This window comes from Pseudomonas profundi (genome assembly GCF_008638305.1).
Classification (GTDB): domain Bacteria; phylum Pseudomonadota; class Gammaproteobacteria; order Pseudomonadales; family Pseudomonadaceae; genus Halopseudomonas; species Halopseudomonas profundi.
Window position 1 is genome coordinate 1 of the sequence record NZ_VTPZ01000019.1, and the last position, 17,770, is coordinate 17,770.

16 protein-coding genes and 1 tRNA gene are annotated in these 17,770 nt (G+C 56.4%); 3 read left to right on the plus strand and 14 right to left on the minus strand.

Annotation, left to right across the window (positions count from 1 at the left end; translation table 11 throughout):
* Both FZE95_RS19840 and FZE95_RS18205 read left to right on the plus strand, forming a co-directional pair.
* The coding region (locus FZE95_RS19840; RefSeq protein WP_223825130.1) for a hypothetical protein at positions 1 to 226 on the plus strand (226 nt) is incomplete at its 5' end.
* 60 nt (positions 227 to 286) lie between these two features.
* Positions 287 to 1,105 (plus strand): aldo/keto reductase, encoded by an 819-nt coding sequence (locus tag FZE95_RS18205; RefSeq protein WP_150302247.1) that lies wholly within the window; start codon positions 287 to 289, stop codon positions 1,103 to 1,105.
* Positions 1,106 to 1,161: 56 nt separating this feature from the next.
* On the opposite strand, the gene FZE95_RS18210 is transcribed toward FZE95_RS18205, so the two are convergent.
* The 3 genes from FZE95_RS18210 to FZE95_RS18220 form a co-directional block, all read right to left on the minus strand.
* Positions 1,162 to 2,721, minus strand: a complete 1,560-nt coding sequence (locus FZE95_RS18210) for a glucan biosynthesis protein G (protein WP_317845793.1) — start codon at positions 2,719 to 2,721, stop codon at positions 1,162 to 1,164.
* An 88-nt stretch (positions 2,722 to 2,809) separates the two neighbouring features.
* Complete coding sequence (locus FZE95_RS18215) at positions 2,810 to 4,093, minus strand: acyltransferase family protein (protein WP_150302248.1); 1,284 nt, start codon at positions 4,091 to 4,093, stop codon at positions 2,810 to 2,812.
* Positions 4,094 to 4,377: 284 nt separating this feature from the next.
* Complete coding sequence (locus FZE95_RS18220) at positions 4,378 to 4,707, minus strand: four-helix bundle copper-binding protein (protein ID WP_150302249.1); 330 nt, start codon at positions 4,705 to 4,707, stop codon at positions 4,378 to 4,380.
* 185 nt (positions 4,708 to 4,892) lie between these two features.
* Between FZE95_RS18220 and FZE95_RS18225 the strand changes: the two genes are divergently transcribed.
* A complete protein-coding gene (locus FZE95_RS18225; RefSeq protein WP_190324599.1) occupies positions 4,893 to 5,873 on the plus strand; it encodes an ion channel in 981 nt (326 codons plus the stop codon).
* Positions 5,874 to 5,991: 118 nt separating this feature from the next.
* Here FZE95_RS18225 and FZE95_RS18230 read toward each other — a convergent pair whose 3' ends face one another.
* The 11 genes from FZE95_RS18230 to pheT form a co-directional block, all read right to left on the minus strand.
* Entirely contained in the window at positions 5,992 to 7,998 is a 2,007-nt protein-coding gene (locus FZE95_RS18230; RefSeq protein ID WP_150302251.1) for a carboxylesterase/lipase family protein, read from the minus strand.
* A gap of 792 nt (positions 7,999 to 8,790) precedes the next feature.
* A complete protein-coding gene (bfr, locus tag FZE95_RS18235; RefSeq protein WP_150302252.1) occupies positions 8,791 to 9,255 on the minus strand; it encodes a bacterioferritin in 465 nt (154 codons plus the stop codon).
* Between the two features lie 111 nt (positions 9,256 to 9,366).
* A complete protein-coding gene (locus FZE95_RS18240; RefSeq protein ID WP_150302253.1) occupies positions 9,367 to 9,642 on the minus strand; it encodes a helix-turn-helix domain-containing protein in 276 nt (91 codons plus the stop codon).
* A gap of 198 nt (positions 9,643 to 9,840) precedes the next feature.
* Positions 9,841 to 11,949: a response regulator gene (locus FZE95_RS18245; protein ID WP_150302254.1), complete on the minus strand. Its 2,109-nt coding sequence runs from the start codon at positions 11,947 to 11,949 to the stop codon at positions 9,841 to 9,843.
* Entirely contained in the window at positions 11,939 to 13,438 is a 1,500-nt protein-coding gene (locus FZE95_RS18250) for an ATPase domain-containing protein (RefSeq protein WP_150302255.1), read from the minus strand. The genes FZE95_RS18245 and FZE95_RS18250 overlap by 11 nt, the downstream gene beginning before the upstream one ends.
* A 272-nt stretch (positions 13,439 to 13,710) precedes the next feature.
* Complete coding sequence (locus FZE95_RS18255) at positions 13,711 to 13,965, minus strand: hypothetical protein (RefSeq protein WP_150302256.1); 255 nt, start codon at positions 13,963 to 13,965, stop codon at positions 13,711 to 13,713.
* Positions 13,966 to 13,978: 13 nt separating this feature from the next.
* Positions 13,979 to 14,347 (minus strand): hypothetical protein, encoded by a 369-nt coding sequence (locus FZE95_RS18260; protein WP_150302257.1) that lies wholly within the window; start codon positions 14,345 to 14,347, stop codon positions 13,979 to 13,981.
* 220 nt (positions 14,348 to 14,567) lie between these two features.
* Positions 14,568 to 14,644: transfer RNA gene (locus FZE95_RS18265), tRNA-Pro, on the minus strand.
* A gap of 94 nt (positions 14,645 to 14,738) precedes the next feature.
* Positions 14,739 to 15,098, minus strand: a complete 360-nt coding sequence (locus FZE95_RS18270) for a MerR family transcriptional regulator (RefSeq protein WP_150302258.1) — start codon at positions 15,096 to 15,098, stop codon at positions 14,739 to 14,741.
* Complete coding sequence (gene ihfA / locus FZE95_RS18275) at positions 15,079 to 15,381, minus strand: integration host factor subunit alpha (RefSeq protein ID WP_150302259.1); 303 nt, start codon at positions 15,379 to 15,381, stop codon at positions 15,079 to 15,081. Before ihfA ends, FZE95_RS18270 begins: the two co-directional genes overlap by 20 nt.
* Before the next feature lie 3 nt (positions 15,382 to 15,384).
* Positions 15,385 to 17,766, minus strand: coding sequence for a phenylalanine--tRNA ligase subunit beta (pheT, locus tag FZE95_RS18280; protein WP_150302260.1), 2,382 nt, complete (start codon positions 17,764 to 17,766; stop codon positions 15,385 to 15,387).
* Positions 17,767 to 17,770: the final 4 nt, after the last annotated feature.

Here is a 17,770-nt window from a genome sequence, read left to right on the forward strand (position 1 = left end):
TGACGTCCGCAACAAATATAACCGCATACCTGGTCATGACCGGAGCACGGCATTCTGGCGCCGCTCGAGCGCCATAACAAGTGGCAGGATTCGTGCGGATCCCATGCAAGCCTGCTACTTCACAGTCAGAGTAAAGATCTCGTCGGTGCTCGACTCTATCGGCAAGCTGGTCGGTTTCGAGCGAGCCCATCAGGTTGACGGAGCAGACTTGATGGGCTTGTCTTGACCAGACGAGGCTGTGTTCCTTGCGCAGCGCCCTAATATTCAATTTAGACGAGAAGATGATATGAAGACGGTCAACCTGGGAGGCGTGAACGTGCCTGCCATAGGCCAGGGTACCTGGCATATGGGAGAGCAACGGACACAGCGTAAGCAAGAGGTTGCTGCGCTACGTGAAGGACTGGGCTTGGGAATGACACTTGTCGATACCGCCGAAATGTATGCCGACGGTGGCGCTGAGGAAGTCGTTGGCGAGGCTATTGCTGGTGTGCGCGAACAAGTGTTCCTCACCAGCAAGGTGCTGCCCCACAACGCCAGCCGTAGCGGAGTGATCGATGCGTGCGAGCGGAGCTTACGGCGCCTGAATACCGATGTGATTGATCTGTACCTGCTCCATTGGCCCGGTCGACATCCGGTGACCGAGACCATAGAGGGGTTCGAGCGACTCCTCGAACAAGGCAAGATAAAGGCTTGGGGCGTATCGAATTTCGATCGGGACGACATGCAAGCGCTGCCTGCAGGTTGCGCCACCAATCAGGTTCTATATAACCTGGAATCTCGGGGCATCGAATACGATCTGCTTCCCTGGCAACAGAGCAATGCCATGCCGCTCATGGCCTATTGTCCGCTCAGTCAGGGCGGCAGCCTTTTGCAACATCCCGCACTCAAGCAGATCGCCGGGCGGCATGCTGCAACCACAGCACAAATTGCGCTTGCCTGGACCATTCGGCAGAGCGGCGTCGTTGCGATCCCTAAAGCGGCCAGCATCGAACATATCAGACTCAACGCTGCAGCCACTGAACTGCAACTCAGCCAGAGCGATCTGGCTCTACTCGACAAAGCGTTTCCTCCGCCGATGCGCAAGCAGCCGCTCGAAGTCGTATGACTCGCCGGTAGCACGTGAGCCGCTTCGCTCTGAGTCAACGACTTAGCTGACATGCATCAACTGTTGGGCGGCAGAGTATTTGGAGGAATCTGATAGCTCCAGGTTTCCGTCAGACTCTTATCGCCAGTCACCAGCGCCGCTCGCATTTCTACTGGCCGCTTCGGATCGCGCACCTTCAACCGCAAGGTCATGCGCCACCCTTCGGTTACGGGGTTGCGTTGTAACAGTGTTTCAAGCACCTCGGCGTTTTCGTCGACGCTCACCTGCGGTGTGACATCCACGTCTTCAGATAACTGAGCCAGCACTGGTCCTTCAAAATCAATCAGCATACCGGTGCTTCCGTCCAGGTGACGTATCAGGTTGCTCTGCTTTATTTCACCGGGCGTGCGCAGCGTCTGTTTGACCCAGGCAATATCGTCATCAAGTAGCGCTGGCTCGTTGGTGGTCCAGCGCATGCTATAGGCAAAATCCAGAGACTGGCCTTTTTCCGGCATCTCGTCAGGTGTCCAGAAAGCCACGATATTGTCGTTGGTCTCATCCGCCGTCGGGATCTCTACCAGTTCGACCTTGCCCTTGCCCCAGTCACCAACCGGCTCTATCCAGGTACTGGGTCGCAGGTCGTAACGGTCTTCCAGATCTTCATAGTCGGAGAAATCCCGACCGCGCTGCAAAAGACCAAAGCCTCTGGGGTTTTCCACCTGAAAGGTGCTTACCGAAACCTGCTCAGGATTATTCAGCGGACGCCATAACCATTCGTCCTCACCGGTATGAATGGCCAGGCCGTTTGAGTCATGAATGGCGGGACGGAAGTTTGCGGTGGGTGAAGGCTGGTTGGGGCCAAACAAGAACATGCTGGTCAGCGGTGCGATGCCAACCTTTTTGACGTTCTCACGCATGAATATCTTCGATTCCACATCAAGCACCGCATCGCTACCGGTCCCCAGCGTGAACTTGTACGCGCCCGTCACGCTAGGTGAATCCATCAGCGCGTAGAACACCAGATGGGTGTCTTCAGGTTCAGGCCGCTCAATCCATAATTCGCGGAAGGCTGGGAACTCCTCACCCGCTGGAAGTGCGGTGTCGATGGCCAGGCCACGGCCGGACAAGCCGTATATATGACCTTTGCCGATAACCCTGAAGTAACTGGCCCCTAGGATACTCATTACTTCATCTTCCTTGCCTTCGCGGTTGATCGGATAGAGTATCCGCACCCCTGCATATCCCAGCTGGCTCGTTGTCTCGCTGTCAAAGCGCATGTCGCCAAAATCAAAGCTGTCGGGATCGTATTTGATCTCCTCGACACGGGAGTCGACAATTTCGTTGATCCTGACCGGCGTATTGAAATGCATGCCCTGATGGTAGAAAGCAAGCTTGAACGGCGTGTCCTGCTCTCTCCATTCAAACTTTTCAGGCTTGGGCTGCATTGTCTGATAGTCAGCAAATTTCATTTCGCTGAACTCGGGTGGCAAATTACTGACCGGCTCGACATAGGGCTCGTCCACCAATGCCCGCGCTTCGGTAGCTACCTCATCCAGCGAAAAAGCATGGGCCTGGAACGTACTGAAAAGCGAAGCCGAAGCCAGCCAGATCACACAGGAAATAGGTTTGCTTTGCATAGCAACCCTGGTGCGCAAGAGCATCGCGGTAGTCCCCCAACTGGAAAAATGATAAAGCGTGCCCGCCAGCGGGTTCTGCTTACGCTGACTAGGATGCAGACGGTTTGGTTTTGTTCACCGCAACAGCCGCGGCAGGCGTCCGGTATTTCGCAACCAGATATTGCCGCATGGGGACGACGGCCCTTTCCTGCACGTGCAGACAAAGCGCCACCGTCAGTAACAGATACAGCGGGTAATAGATGATCGAAAGCCCCTGATCCCCCGCCGCCACCGCGCATTCCGACCAGCTTGCAAAGCAGTCCTGTGAAGCCACCCCAAGCACCTTCTCCGACCGCGAAAACAGGGTAAACGCTGGTACATGCAGCACAAACATCGGCAGGGAAGCGGTACCCAGACGTTGAGACCAGCTATGCAACCATTCGCTATTCACGGGCCTGACCAGTGCGCACAGATAAATCGATACCAGCTGCGCCGGCAGCAAAAGACCGTTATGCAGCAGGAAGTACCAGAATTGCGCACCCTGGACCAACCAGGCTGCTCCCAGGAAACAGGCCAGCACGAAAACGCCCATTACCACCCTGCCCCCTAGTCGCGGCGTCCGACCGGCATCCTGCATCTGGCGAAACAGGCCATAGAGCAGAATGCCAGCCAGAAACTCCGGCAATCGCAACAGCGGCATTCGGTGCAGCATCCCAGTGAACGGCATCCCCAGTTCCTGGTGATATATCACCCAGGCCGGCGGTAGAAGGTATACGAGCGTCAGCGCTGCTAGCCATCGATACTTGCTCTTCAGCGCCATCAACCGCGGCGCGAGAAACGGGAATGTCATATAGAAGAAAAACAGCGCAGAGATCGACCACAGCGGCGGGTTGAAGGTGAGGTAGTACGGATTCCAGGCCTGCAGCATAAATAGCTGCAACATGGTATTCAGGAGGAGCTCTGCGTCGCCCATCCAGTGCTCAAGCACGCTACGTGAGGCGCCAGCCAGATCCTCATTCGTGTCATAGACAACGAAACGCACGCTAGCTTTCAGATCATCCGGCGGTATCGCAAGCTGGCTAATGAGACAAATCACCAGAACGGTCAGGGCCAACGAAAACAGGTGCAACGGATAGAGATTGGCAAAACGCTTGAAGAGAAAGTTTCCAGCGGGCTCGCGTAGTCGGCCGTTTCGGCAATAGACATGCGTCAACAGGAAACCTGACAGGACGAAGAATGCACTGGTGGCAAAAAACCCGACGCCGCTCAATTGCTTGATCAAAGGGAGTTTTTGCTCCGGGTAATTGTGCAGCGTATGGAAAATGACGATGTAAAGGCCGAGCAGAAATCGTAGCCACTCCAGTCCGATAAAGTGCTCGGAACGCGTTCGCATTATTTAACTGATTGTTTATGAAAGGAGAATACAGTGCGAGCAATAAGGAGAGTCATCAGCGTTGCGGTCTCAGGTTGTCAGGCAGATTCATGAATCATCAATCGATGCGCTTCGGACGTCGCATTGATTGGATCCGTTCCGTAAACCCGACAAAGGAATCGAACTTCGTGATTTATCTGTGAACTGTTTAATACGAATCGAAATTGGCGGGGGCAAACAGAGAGAGCAGAAGAAGATATGACAATGCAGCCTACTCTGGCTGCATTGCCCATACCGGCATCTTATTATGCGGCCATGCGCTCGCACTCATCCGCGCACGCCATGCAGGCCTCAGCGCAGCGCTGACAATGGTCAGCCTCGTGCTTCTTACACTCCTCGCCACAGGCACGACATACCTGAGCGCACACCTTGCAGAATGCCTTGGCGAACTCGCTATCCCGTGCCATGAGCGCTGCTGCGGTACGGCAGGTGTCTGCACAATCCATATCGGTCTGGATACACCGGGCCATCATCTTGACGTCGTCTTCGCGCAGGCAGGACGCAGCGCAGGTATCGCACGCAACCGCGCACTTCAGGCAAGCCTGAATACAGGCTTCATACATGCTGTTGGTCATTGAGCTACTCCTCTCTTGAGAATGGGCCAGTAACTGACTCATAGCTTGGGACTGGACTCCAGCAAGCCGGGTTCATTTTTGACGGGCAGATGGGCTGTACTGGCCGATCCCATCCCAGTTCGCAACGTACCGAACGCGGGACCGCCCGTGTAGTCACAACAGGGACCACTATCAGAGAGGTAACCGTGGAAATTGCACTTATTGTATTGGCCGCCCTTATTGCTGGCGTAACGCTATGGGATCAGTTCGTAACCGTATTCAGCACTGGCGGCGCCGGCCCTTTGAGCCGCCTGGCTTTCAGTGGAATCTGGCGGCTGCTGCTGGCTATACACAAACGTAAACCGATCCACGCCGCGCTGAAATTTGCTGGCCCGGCGATGATACTCCTCAGTATTGTGTCGTGGTATCTGCTGCTGGGTCTGGCCGCCTTTGTGCTATTTATCGCATACCCGGGCGCAGTGATCGACGGTACAACCTCAGCACCCGCCGATCATCTCGAAACGTTGTATTTCACCAACACGACCATTTCGAGTCTTGGCTATGGTGACTGGGTGCCCTCCGGCCCGCCCTGGACCTTTATCAGTACCCTGGCGACGCTCGCGGCGACCATTGTTCTGACTGTTTCGCTGTCCTATGTGTTGTCTGTGGTGTCTGCCGCCATCCAGCGGCGTAGCCTGGCGACGACCGTTTTCGCAATGGGCAGCAGCGAAGAAGAGATCATCAGGACGGCGAATCTGACCGATTCCCAGGGATCACTGAAAAACTATCTTCTCGAGCTCTCTTCAACCATTGATCATCAGGGGCTGCGTCATCTGGCCTTCCCTGTTCTGAAATATTTCCACGCGACCCAGGCCAGCCTCTCACCCGCCCGCGGGATATTATTGCTTGCCGACACCGTGTTTCTTCTCAGCCTCGACGAGTCCGGGACTTACAGAGGAATCACCAAAGTACTACGCAGCAGCATCGACAATTTCGTCCAGTTCAGCCGAGCCGGTGACTCATCGGAGCAATCCTCCGAATCCGAGAAACACAGACTCAACAGCGTTGCCTCGAAGCTTGGGCTTGATAGCGGCGACGATAAGTTTGACGCGGCCTTCGAGGAGTATCTTCCAAGACGTCGGCGGCTACTCGCACTCTGTGAAGAAGATGGCTGGGCTGTGAAATAGCGTTCAAGCACTACCTGTGATGACGCGCTTTAACCTATCTTTTGAGCTGGAAGGGAGCACGACCCATCAATCAATGTGGACGATGCTCCCTCCCAGACTCGACGCTTGATCCTACAGGTCACTCTGCAAACACATCGCCCATGCCGGATTTCACCTCAGCCACATCGCTTAGTTCGACGTACTGCTGAGCCTGTGCTTCATATTCAGGATAGTCTATTTCACCCGGAATGCCGGGATCGCCGGTCTTGGCAAAGTTGGTCCAGATCATCAACATCCGCTCAATGACCTGCTCATCCGTTTCGTCAAAGCCTGCTGATGCGAAGATGTCTGCGGGATCGCCTGCCGATCCTGGTACCCCATTTCCGTTGAGATCCTCGATCACCAATGACTCAGCCGTCGCAGGATCAATTACCAGGCCGAGCAAATAATGCGTGATCACGCTTTCCGGCATGTTGAACATATATGCCAGCTCCGCGCCGTGATAAGCCTCCACGCCCCGGGCCTTCCAGCCAGCCGGCTGATGGGCGAACAGCGTCGCGTAGGTTGGCTCGCTATTGAGCGGGGCCACCCACGGAAAGACTTCTTTGACGGTATTGATCGGATCCGGCGTGTCATTCGTATTGACGGTAAACATAAAGGGAACGTCGTTATCCATATCGGTCTCGAAGCTGACACGCTCAGTGGTCGGCAGGTAATGATTATCGACGTTGGTGTAAGGCACCAGTGTCGCCGCGGCTGAAACCACGTCCTCCCAACTGCGCGAGCGCATTTCTTCCAGCGACGCAGCGTTCAGTCGGGTTTGTAGTTGGCTGCCAATGGATTCTGCGGCTTCCAGACTCCGGGTATCGGGTATCAGCGTTCCGCTCTGGCTGATTGCCTTGTGGAACAACCCGGCAGCCTTGGGCGAAGCCATCAGCGAAAGCACCTTGCGCCCTCCGCCTGACTCCCCGAAAATCGTGACATTGGATGGATCGCCTCCGAATGCGGCGATGTTATCCCGCACCCATTCCAGCGCCATGATCAGGTCCATCTGTCCATAGTTGCCCGAGCCGTCGTAACCACTCTCGCTGCTGAGTTCCGGATGGGCAATGTATCCGAAAGGCCCCAGACGCTGGTTGACCGATACCTGCACCACCCCCTTACTGGCGACCGCCAAGGGGTTATTGAAGGGCTTGGTATTACTGGTTAACGAGGTGAATCCGCCGCCGTGAAACCAGACCATGACCGGCAAGCTGCTGGCATCCTTCGGAGCGGTGATGTTCAGATAGAGCGAGTCTTCACTCATACCACCTTCCCCGAAACGCTCCAACGCAGGATTTTGTGCAGCCTGATCGCTCCAGCTTATCGCCTCGCGTATGCCTTCCCAGGGACTCACCGGTTGCGGAGCCTTCCAGCGCAAATCACCCAGCGGTGGCTGTGCATAGGGGACGCCGAGGAATTGCCAGGCTGATTCGTCAGCCTCAAAACCACGCAATTGACCGCTGGTTGTTTCAACTACCCGTCGCGGGCTGGTTGAGCGGGAAAAGTGCTCGAGCGCATCGGCTACGGCGGCCGCTTTGCGCGGTCGCGGGTCAGTATCGGAAAACGCGTTGCTTGCTTCCAGTCGCGCAAGAAGCGGAGCCAGCGCAGCGTTGAAGTCTTCCGGGGACTGATCCAGATAAAGGCTGCCTGCATTCAAGGAAACCTCTTCGCCGATCGGCTCGTTCAGCTCAATCCCGTTATTGAGATTACCGTCTGCATCCAGTGATTGCAGCAAGACCAGCATATTGACCACCCGCTGATCTTCGGCAGCCGTTGCCCCCTCGACGATGCTGAGTGGCGTCAAAACATCGCTTCCTGTCGCCGAGCCCAGCTCGAGCTCACCTATTGAAAACGTCAGCCATTCCCCGTCCACATAGGAGAACTCTCCGTGCTGATTGGTTATGCCCTCGCCGGTCGTTTCGCCGCTGTAACTCAGCCCGGCTACGGCGCTGTCGATAAAGACGCCGGTACGGCTGGTTACTTCTTCGTCATCATCGGAATCTGAAGAGCCATCCAGACAGCCTGTCAGAGGCAATAGGAATGGTGACAACGAAACAGCAAGCAATGCCGAACGAGCGGCGCCGGGTATCCTGAACTGGTGCATACAAACCTCCGGTTTATTGTTTTTGTAGAGTTCATGCGAGTTTGCAATTGCAAAGCATGCCGGGGCACAGCGAGCCGCCGACCAAGCACTGCGTCAACTCGAGAGAGAGGATAGGCGCGCTGCAAGACCGCGCCACCCCCGGCGTCCGGGTCAGGCGCTTAATGCCCGGCATGACGCAAATACTCCAGGGGAGACGGTTAGAATTTATGGCTCGCAGAATCGGCAGCTCGGCCTAGCGTCTGGCCAACCCATTAGCCGCAAAGCGCTGTACCGATTGCGAAAAAGGCTGCAGTCCGCGACCTCGTTGCAAGAAGCCGTCCGAGACAAAAGGCGCCGTGGACGATACCGCTGCGCCTCGCTTATGAACGATCATTCATATTAGCAATCTTCGGCGTGCGCCTTGCCAGGCAGATGCATTACCACGTTTCCACTGAACAAAAAATGCGACAGCGTCCCGCCGCATAGATCGCTGATGGCGCCACGTGAGCATCAGTTAACTCGCCTCGGGAGCCTGTGCAGGCAGAGAAACAGCCGGCCGCGCTCCGCTCCCAGATAACTGTGACGGCTAACTTGCGCAGCCATCCCGGTGCAACGCCAGCCCATAGCACCAGGTGCGCGGCGGCAGGAACAGGAAGCGGCACAGGAACAACTGTGAGAACGATTTTTTTTCACTGAATACGAAGCGCGGCGGGTCGCTGCGCTGGTTAAAACCGGATCCCGTTGGAGGCTATTGGACCGAACGGCATTCGCCGATCAGCCCCAGAGCAACATAGCGGTAGGATACGGAATGACTCACATCTGCGACTGCAGATAATTCTCCAGGCCAACCAGCTTGATCAACCGCAACTGTTGTTCGAGCCAGTAGGCATGATCTTCCTCAGTGTCTTTGAGTTGGACCTCGAGGATCTCGCGAGTCTGGTAGTCACTGTGCTTCTCACACAAAGCGATGGCGCTGACCAGGTTGGCCTGCACCTCATATTCCAACCGAAGATCAGCAGCGAGCATATCGGGCACGGTGAAGCCAGGGTGGATCGCCGCAGGCGACATATCAGGCTTGCCTTCAAGAAACAGGATGCGCTTCAGAATGGCATCGGCGTGCTGCGTCTCTTCTTCCATCTCATGGTTGATGCGTTCGTACAGCTTGGGATAGCCCATATCCTCATAGAGGCGCGAATGCAGAAAATACTGATCACGTGCGCCCAGCTCCCCGCGCAGTAGCTCAATGAGACAGCTGATAACATCCTGGTGGCCCTGCATGGTACGACTCCAACTACGATTCTGTTGAGGCGAATTGTGCGCTGATGGCGTCGGGAATGCCACCATGAAGGGGCTATGCTAACAAGGACGCGTGGACGGGCGGCCGAGTCTTCACTGAGAGTTTTTGAACTCCAGCGGCGACAACCCAGTCCAGCGTTTGGACGCATGGGAAAAACGGGAGGGGTCGGCGTAACCCAGTTCGTCTGCCACTTGTTGCACGCTGATACGGGCTGAGCGCAGCCGCTGCTGGGCGCTGGAGACCAGCACCTGAACCAGCAGATTGCGCCAGTTGGTGCCCTCCACTTCCAGCGCACACCGCAGGCTTCGATCGGATATGCGCAGAGCGTAGGCATCTTGCTGGAGTGAGGGAGGCGGAACTGGCTGCACTGCGTGACGACGCGCGCCAAGACCACGCGTGTTCGGAAGGAACTAGGCAGACACCTGCTTTTCGATTTCAGCACGCCGCCATGCTCCACGATCGACAAGTCAGACCATCCCCGCATCGTCGATCACTACCCGTGCGGGCGGCGCCCCCCCCCCTTTAACTGATAATCCAACACTGCCCGACCACGAGTGCTCGAAGAGTTAGAGCTCAACCTCGCTGCCAAGAGCGTCATTAACGAGCATGCTCGCTACCCGACTCGCCAACATGTCCAGGGTTAGAGGCTTGGTCAATAGCTGCATGTGAGTGCCCAAAAAGTCGCCCTGAGCCATCGCGCTTTCAGCATAGCCCGTCAGAAACAGCACCGGTAGCCGCGGCTGTAGCTGCTGAAGCACTTCAGCAAGCTGACGTCCGTTCATACCTGGCAGCCCGACATCCGTGACCAGCAGATCAACCCGGTCAAGGGTATGGAAGCGGTGCAGCGCCTCCTCAGCGTCACAGGCTACATATACCCTATAGCCAAGTTCTTCCAGCACCTCCTGATTGATCAGGCGCACCGAATCGTCATCTTCCACGAGCAGGATCGACTGTCCCCGACCCGACGCTGCGGACTCGGGCGCTACCCGTAAGCCGGAAGCGATTTTGGAGTGCTCGGGCAGGCAAATCGAAACAGTCGTACCGACATCCGGAACGCTGTGGATATTAAGGCGACCGTTACTTTGTTTTGCGAAGCCGTACACCATCGACAGACCGAGCCCAGTGCCCTGCCCTATAGGTTTAGTGGTAAAAAAGGGCTCCATGACCTTATCAAGCATGTTCTCGGAAATGCCGTAGCCCGTGTCCTGGACGTCTATACACACCTGACCAAGTGCGGACGACGAAACAGCATCGGACCCGGTGTTGTCATTCAAGAGCCGGGTGCGAATCGACAAAACTCCACCGTGAGGCATGGCATCACGCGCATTGATCGCCAGATTCAGAATGGCATTTTCAAGCTGGTTGGCGTCTGCGCAGATCCAGGGTTCCTGACTGCAGAGATCCAGACTCAAGGAGATTCGCTCGGAAACCGTTCGCTGCAGCAGATCTTTAAGGGCAGCGATGAGCGGGTTGATGGATAATGGCTTGGCGTCCAGCGGTTGACGTCTAGAAAAGGCCAGCAACCTCTGAGTCAAGGCTGCAGCCCGCTGAGCCGACGTCTGCGCGGCGTCCATAAACCGCGCGACATCATCGACTTTCCCCTTCGCGATACGCATTTTGATCAGATCCAGCGCGCTGATCACGCCAGTTAACATGTTATTGAAATCGTGTGCGATTCCACCGGTCAACTGCCCTACCGCCTCCATCTTCAACGACTGCCGGAGCTGCTCCTCAGCACGTGCTCTTTCATCGCTCTCGGTCCGCAACTTCTCTATCGCAGCGTTGAGTTCACGGGTACGTGCTTGCACCTGGACTTCAAGCTCCTCGTTGAAGCGTCTCAACGACAGTTCCGCCTGTTTCTCTTCGTTTATGTCGAGAATCACAGACGCTGCGCCGATGATATGTTGGGTATCGTCGTACAAAGGCACAGCGCTGACGCGCATCCAGGACTCGCTCTCATTTTCCCGGCTATGGCAGAAGTCGACCCCATTGGCGGGTTCGCCTCTCAGGGCTCTGGCTCCTGGATACATATGCGGCTCGAGCTTTCTTCCTTCCGCGTCGAATGCCGCCCAACGAGCGGCTATGTCTGGCTGTCGGGACGGGATAATGCCCTGCGGAAGATATTGTCGAAACAAGGGATTGCTGATTACCGCGCGGCCTTCTGCATCCATAAAGCAGATACCGACCGGTACGTTTTCCAGAAGAATCTGCAGGCGGCCGCGCTCTTCAGCCAACTCGGCCAGGCGGTCACGCATCTCGAATTGCCTTTCGCGCGAACCCCAGGCTGCGTCGACTGCGCTAATCAGCGACGCGGAGCTGAGTGGACGCTCAAGCACAATCACGTAACCTGCAGAGGCAGGCAGCCGACGACGCGCTATTTCGGTATCACGCCCTGACCGGCCATTATTTGAGGCCAGCAGGATGATGGGTATATCAGACCAACTCGGCTGTTGACTCAGCGCCTCGCCGAGCGCGGCAACGCTTCCCAGAAGCGCTTCCTCCGTCAGGACCACCAAACCCGTCTCAGCACCTAACGCTGCGGAAAGCGTAGAAAGGTCGTGATGAACGGATACGGAATATTTCTCGCCGAACAGTCTGTTCAGGCTCAGCGTGTCCGCCTTGAACGGAGCAACGATCGATAATGTTCTGGTTCCTGACTGCCGCTCAATCCTCACGCTGTCGTTCTTCCATAAGGGGACGGTCCGCCCCGAAATACTCTGGCGTGCCTGTCAGAACACCGCGAAAATTCGCTAAGGGCTCGCCCACACGCACGCCTTTGGAATCAATTCGAAGCTCCCGGATGGTGTCTTCATGCGCACCGCCTCGATGCTTCAACACGGAAACTGCTTTACGCAATCGCCCCTGGGCTTCGAAGAAGCGAATCAGCACCACTGAATCCGCCACGTAGGAGATATTGAGATTACTCGCCATCGAGCCGACAAGCCCGTGCTGCGGATTGATCAAGAAGGTCACTACACCCAGCTGACTCAGATAGGATAGAAGTTCATGCATTTGCAGGACCAGCTGCTTCTCCTGGGGCATGGCAGCCATATACCCGTTGAGGCTGTCGACCACAATTATCTTGCAGCCTCGCTCCTCTACCTCGGTACGCACTCTCCAGGCAAATTCGCCGGGGGAAATCGCCGCAGGGTTGATTTGCTGGATGACCAGGAGACCATCGGCAATAAACTGGCTAAAACCCAACCCCATGCTGTCAGCCCGGCTTATCAGGGTTGCTACCCGCTCATCAAACTGGTAGATCGCGCATCGTTCGCCCCGTCTACAAGCTGCAGCGAGGTACACCAGAGCCAGGGTGGTCTTGCCCGCTCCCGCTGGGCCGGTAACCAGTGTGCTGGTGCCCCTCAAAGGCCCTCCTGCGAGCAGGTCGTCCAAGGCCTGAATGCCACTCTTCAGCGCCTCACCGGTAAACTTCACGCTATGACTGGAGGCTATCAAGCGTGGATAGACCTCAAGCCCGCCCTTGCGGATTTCAAAATCATGAAAACCTGCAACAAAATCGACGCCGCGTAGTTTCTGGATCTGTAGACGCCGGCGTGCCGCACCAAAATCGAGGGTAAGTCTCGCTAGGGTAATAACACCATGACAGAGGCTATGCAGATGATTGTCACATTCGCCACGCGAGCCGACCATGTCATCCAGTAACAGTACGGTGATATCCCGGCCCGCAAAGTACTGCTTGAGTGCAAGGACCTGGCGCCGATAGCGCAACGGATCCTGCGCGAGCAGTCGCATCTCGGAAAGACTGTCAAACACAAGCCTTCTGGGTTGCAATGCATCCACGCGCTCTTGAATGAGCTTGATGGTGTTGCCCAGCTCGGCCTCCCACGGATGCAGGATCGATTGTTCGTAGCTCTCGCCCAACACTTCCGAAGTGGAGGCAAACTCGAACAGGTTGATACCATCCAGCGACCATCCGTGAGAATGCGCAACGCTCTCCAGTTCCTCGGCCGTCTCGGAAAGCGTGATATAGAGCACCGACTCCCCTGCTGCGACGCCTGCAAGCAGGAACTGAAGCCCCAATGTCGTCTTGCCCGAGCCGGGCGTCCCTTCCAAAAGGTAAAGCCGATTGCATGGCAATCCACCGTTGAGAACTGAATCGAGTCCGGTGTTGCCAGACGAGACGATCGGACGTGCTATGGCCATTCTTTTACCTCTTGCAAGGGGCAGCCCCACCAAGGCGACGTTGCCTTGAGCCGCTAGTATGCAGCGGGCAATACGGCCCGCCAAATCTATTTCCAGTTCGATACGAGAAAAATGAAGGTAGAACCGGCAGCAGCTGCTCGTCGGAAAGCAGCGCTATCAAAACCGGGGCGTCATCAGAGGTGGACGTTCGATGATCGAACAAAAGGCTGAACACACAGGGGATGCGATGCCCGCCGAGGGTGTAGGACACGCCCTCGAGGGCTCGCCAAAAATCACTGCTGTGGCTGAGAATCTTCCTCTTCGTCGGGCATGGTGACGTCCACGTCCGGCACGGTAACCGTCTTTTCTCGCGTTCCGACATCAACATCGGCTGCATCAACGTCGTACTCTGGCATATTCCCGCCCTCTGCCTCGACGTCTACATCCGGAAGACTACCTTCCTCAGTCTGTTCCACGTCACATGCAGAAAGGCTCAATGCGGCAAATAGCAGAGCGACTGGCGCCATCCCGATTCGTTTGATAATCATACTGTTCCCCTTATCAGATTTCATCGTTCTGGCTATCCAGAACGCACTCTAGTACCGCCAACGGACCGCCGGCGGTGTACTTCCCGGGCACGCGCAAAACGCCGGTATCGTTAGGCTCCAATACCGCCGTGTCAGTTGTTCTGCGCTGTTCGGGAATAGCCGTGAACTCACATAAGACCCATTCGTTGGTGCGATTAGTAACCTTCACCGCCCGAACGCCTCTGAGATCCACCTCTTCGGAGGACGTACCTTCAACTCCCAGCGGTTCGACCAGAACATCCAGCCCATTCAATCGAGTTTCGATCTCCAGCGCATGAACCGAACCAGCAGCGGCAGCAAACAGTCCAGCCACACACGCGAGATATGTTTGTCGGACATTCATCGGACTTCTCCGTAACGATAGCATTCCTTACTTTCGATGAAGTCTGGCGTGTTAAGTTCGGAGCTTGGTCAGAAGCGATTGAAAGGACGCTGAGCTAGAGGAAGCCAGTCAACGCTGTTCAAAGACGGTTTGCCTTGTTCAGACCGGACAACCTCTATTCAGGACGGGGCAGGCAAACAAAAAAGGCCGATCATTTCTGATCGGCCTTTCTGTTGAATATTGGTCGGGACGGAGTGATTCGAACACTCGACCCCTTGCACCCCATGCAAGTGCGCTACCAGGCTGCGCTACGCCCCGACGATGCTTCGACGTTGTCTGTTGAAGCGGGTCGAATCATACAATAACTACCTGAAATGAGAAAGGATTTTTTCTCATCAAGCAGTTATTTGGGTCATGAGGTCTTGAGCACCTGCAGCACTTCTTCAAGCTCTGAAATCGTCTGGCGGATCAGTTGCTTGTAGTGGGTGACATCTTCCTTGGCTTCATCGCCGGAAAGGCGCTGGCGAGCGCCACCGATGGTAAACCCCTGGTCGTACAGCAAAGCGCGGATCTGTCGAATCATCAGAACGTCCTGCCGCTGGTAATAGCGTCGGTTACCCCGGCGCTTGACCGGGGATAGCTGCGGAAATTCCTGCTCCCAATACCGCAATACGTGCGGCTTGACTTCGCAAAGCTCGCTCACTTCACCAATGGTGAAGTAGCGTTTACCAGGTATGGCTGGCAGTTCCTGGTTATGGCTGGGTTCCAGCATAAGCTTCTACTCGGGCCTTGAGTTTTTGCCCCGGGCGAAAAGTCACCACGCGACGGGCAGTTATAGGAATCTCTTCACCTGTTTTCGGATTTCGGCCTGGCCTCTGACGCTTGTCGCGCAGGTCGAAATTGCCGAACCCGGACAACTTGACCTGCTCGTTGCTTTCCAAAGCGTTGCGAATCTCTTCGAAAAACAACTCCACGAGCTCCTTGGCTTCACGCTTGTTGAAGCCAAGTTCATCATGGAGACGTTCTGCCATCTCTGCTTTTGTCAGAGCCGTCATAGGCTATTTCCTTAGTGTGGCATTGAATCCTTGCTCCAGGGACTCGAGCACTTCGTCCATGACAGCGTTCACCTCATCATCAGTAAGAGTGCGCGATGAATGCTGTAACGTCAAGCCAATGGCCAGGCTTTTGCTATGAGGATCAATGCCCTTACCTTCGTAAACGTCAAACAGCCTGAGGTTGGTAAGGTGCTCGCCAGCAACCGCGCGGATTTTGTTGAGCAAATCATCCGCCGCGACAGCCTTGTCGACCAGCAGTGCGATGTCCCGGCGAACCTCCGGGAAGCGCGACAGCTCGGCAAATTTTGGCAGACGGCCTTCGCTGATACCCGCGAGCACCAGTTCAAATACGAACACCGGCGCGTGCAGATCCAGCTTGTCGACCAGCAGCGGATGCAAGGCGCCAAGCCAACCGACGGTTTGACCATCACGGGTAATTTTTGCCGTCTGGCCGGGGTGCAGTGCGGGATGCTCCGCCGGCTCGAAACGATACGCCGAGCCGCAGCCGCCCTGCCCCAGCGCCGCCTCCACGTCCCCTTTTACGTCGTGAAAATCGAGTTTGTCGTTACCGTTAGCCCAGCCTTCAGGTTGACGAGCGCCGCAGGCAATCCCGGCCAGCACCGGCTGCTGCAACAGCGAACCATCGGTCTGGGGCAGGAAACGCTGGCCGCTTTCAAACAGACGCACCCGCGATTGCTGACGGTTGAGGTTGTATTCGACTGCTTTGCACAAACCCGGCCATAGCGATGTACGCATGACCGCCATGTCAGCGGAAATGGGATTGGCCAGGGCAAGAGGCTCAATCTCGGGGTCGAACAGCTTGTTCAAACCCGGCTCGATGAAGCTGTAAGTGATAGCCTCATGATAGCCACGTGCAACCAGTAGGCGACGCAATGCTGGCAGCTCGCCCTTGGATTCCGACTTGGCAGCCAGATTCAACGAGGCGGTCGGCGCGGTCGCAGGCAGCCGGTTATAGCCGTACAGACGGGCAAGCTCTTCGATCAGATCCACCTCGATGGAAATATCGAAGCGATAGCTGGGCACGTCAACCTGCCACTCACCGTTTCCACTGGGTTTGACGTACAGACCCAGACCGCCGAGGTAGGATTCGACATCCCCGGCGGGCAATTCCATACCCAGCATCTGGGTGATGCGGTCATTGCGCAGCGTGACCTGGCTTAACCTGGGCAAGGTATTTTCATCTACGGCTTCAACAATCGGGCCCGGCTCACCGCCGACGATCTCGAGGATCAGCGCAGTGGCGCGCTCGATGGCTTCGCGCTGCAAACGCCAGTCGACACCGCGCTCGAAGCGGTGCGATGAATCGGTATGCAGACCATAGCCACGTGCCTTGCCGGCAATAGCGATGGTGTCGAAGAAGGCGCTTTCGAGGAACAGATCAGTGGTTTTCTCACTAACACCGCTGTGCTCGCCGCCCATGATACCGGCCATAGCCAGCGGCCGTTCGTGGTCAGCGATGACCAGCGTATCAGCCCGCAACGCAATCTCCTGGCCGTCGAGCAATACCAGTTTCTCGCCCTCTTCGGCCATGCGAACCCGTATACCGCCGTGAATTTCAGCCAGGTCGAAAGCATGCAGGGGCTGGCCCAGTTCCAGCATGACGTAGTTGGTGATGTCGACGACTGCATCGATGCTGCGAATGTCGCTGCGGCGCAGGCGCTCAACCATCCAAAGCGGAGTTGCGCGCGACAAGTCGACGTTACGGATGACGCGACCGACATAACGTGGGCACGCCTGGCTCGCGCGCAGCTCAACCGGGCGTGTGTCGTCATTTACCGGCGCGATTGGTTCGATCTGCGGGCGGGTTACCTGCTCGCCATAGTTGGCCGCGACTTCACGGGCCAGGCCTGCGATAGATAGGCAATCACCGCGGTTGGGTGTCAGGTCGACTTCGATAATCGCGTCGTCCAGCCGTAGATACTCGCGCACGTCCTGGCCCACAGTTGCGTCAGCCGGGAGTTCGTACAAACCATCGTGATCATCAGACAGCTTCAGTTCAGCGGCTGAACAGAGCATGCCGTGTGACTCGACGCCACGCAGCTTGGCTTTCTTGATCTTGAAGTCAGCACCGAGCTGGGCGCCGACCATGGCGAACGGAATCTTGATGCCGGGGCGCGCGTTGGGCGCTCCGCACACCACCTGGAATTGCTCGCTACCGCTGCTGACGCTGCATACGCGCAGCTTATCGGCATCCGGATGCTGCTCGGTGCTGATAATCTCGCCCACCACCACGCCACTGAACTCACCGGCGGCCGGGGTAACGCTGTCGACTTCAAGCCCGGTCATGGACAGACGGGCAACCAGTTCGTCGCGGGTTACCTGTGGATTAACCCAGGTACGCAACCACTGTTCACTGAATTTCATTATC

Bases quoted from the DNA above. Each gene is read 5' to 3' on its own strand.
- FZE95_RS18205 (WP_150302247.1), top strand. From the start codon at position 287: ATGAAGACGGTCAACCTGGGAGGCGTGAACGTGCCTGCCATAGGCCAG.
- FZE95_RS18210 (WP_317845793.1), bottom strand. From the start codon at position 2,721: ATGCAAAGCAAACCTATTTCCTGTGTGATCTGGCTGGCTTCGGCTTCG.
- FZE95_RS18215 (WP_150302248.1), bottom strand. From the start codon at position 4,093: ATGCGAACGCGTTCCGAGCACTTTATCGGACTGGAGTGGCTACGATTT.
- FZE95_RS18220 (WP_150302249.1), bottom strand. From the start codon at position 4,707: ATGACCAACAGCATGTATGAAGCCTGTATTCAGGCTTGCCTGAAGTGC.
- FZE95_RS18230 (WP_150302251.1), bottom strand. From the start codon at position 7,998: ATGCACCAGTTCAGGATACCCGGCGCCGCTCGTTCGGCATTGCTTGCT.
- bfr (WP_150302252.1), bottom strand. From the start codon at position 9,255: ATGCAGGGCCACCAGGATGTTATCAGCTGTCTCATTGAGCTACTGCGC.
- FZE95_RS18250 (WP_150302255.1), bottom strand. From the start codon at position 13,438: ATGGCCATAGCACGTCCGATCGTCTCGTCTGGCAACACCGGACTCGAT.
- FZE95_RS18255 (WP_150302256.1), bottom strand. From the start codon at position 13,965: ATGATTATCAAACGAATCGGGATGGCGCCAGTCGCTCTGCTATTTGCC.
- FZE95_RS18260 (WP_150302257.1), bottom strand. From the start codon at position 14,347: ATGAATGTCCGACAAACATATCTCGCGTGTGTGGCTGGACTGTTTGCT.
- FZE95_RS18270 (WP_150302258.1), bottom strand. From the start codon at position 15,098: ATGCTGGAACCCAGCCATAACCAGGAACTGCCAGCCATACCTGGTAAA.
- ihfA (WP_150302259.1), bottom strand. From the start codon at position 15,381: ATGACGGCTCTGACAAAAGCAGAGATGGCAGAACGTCTCCATGATGAA.
- pheT (WP_150302260.1), bottom strand. From the start codon at position 17,766: ATGAAATTCAGTGAACAGTGGTTGCGTACCTGGGTTAATCCACAGGTA.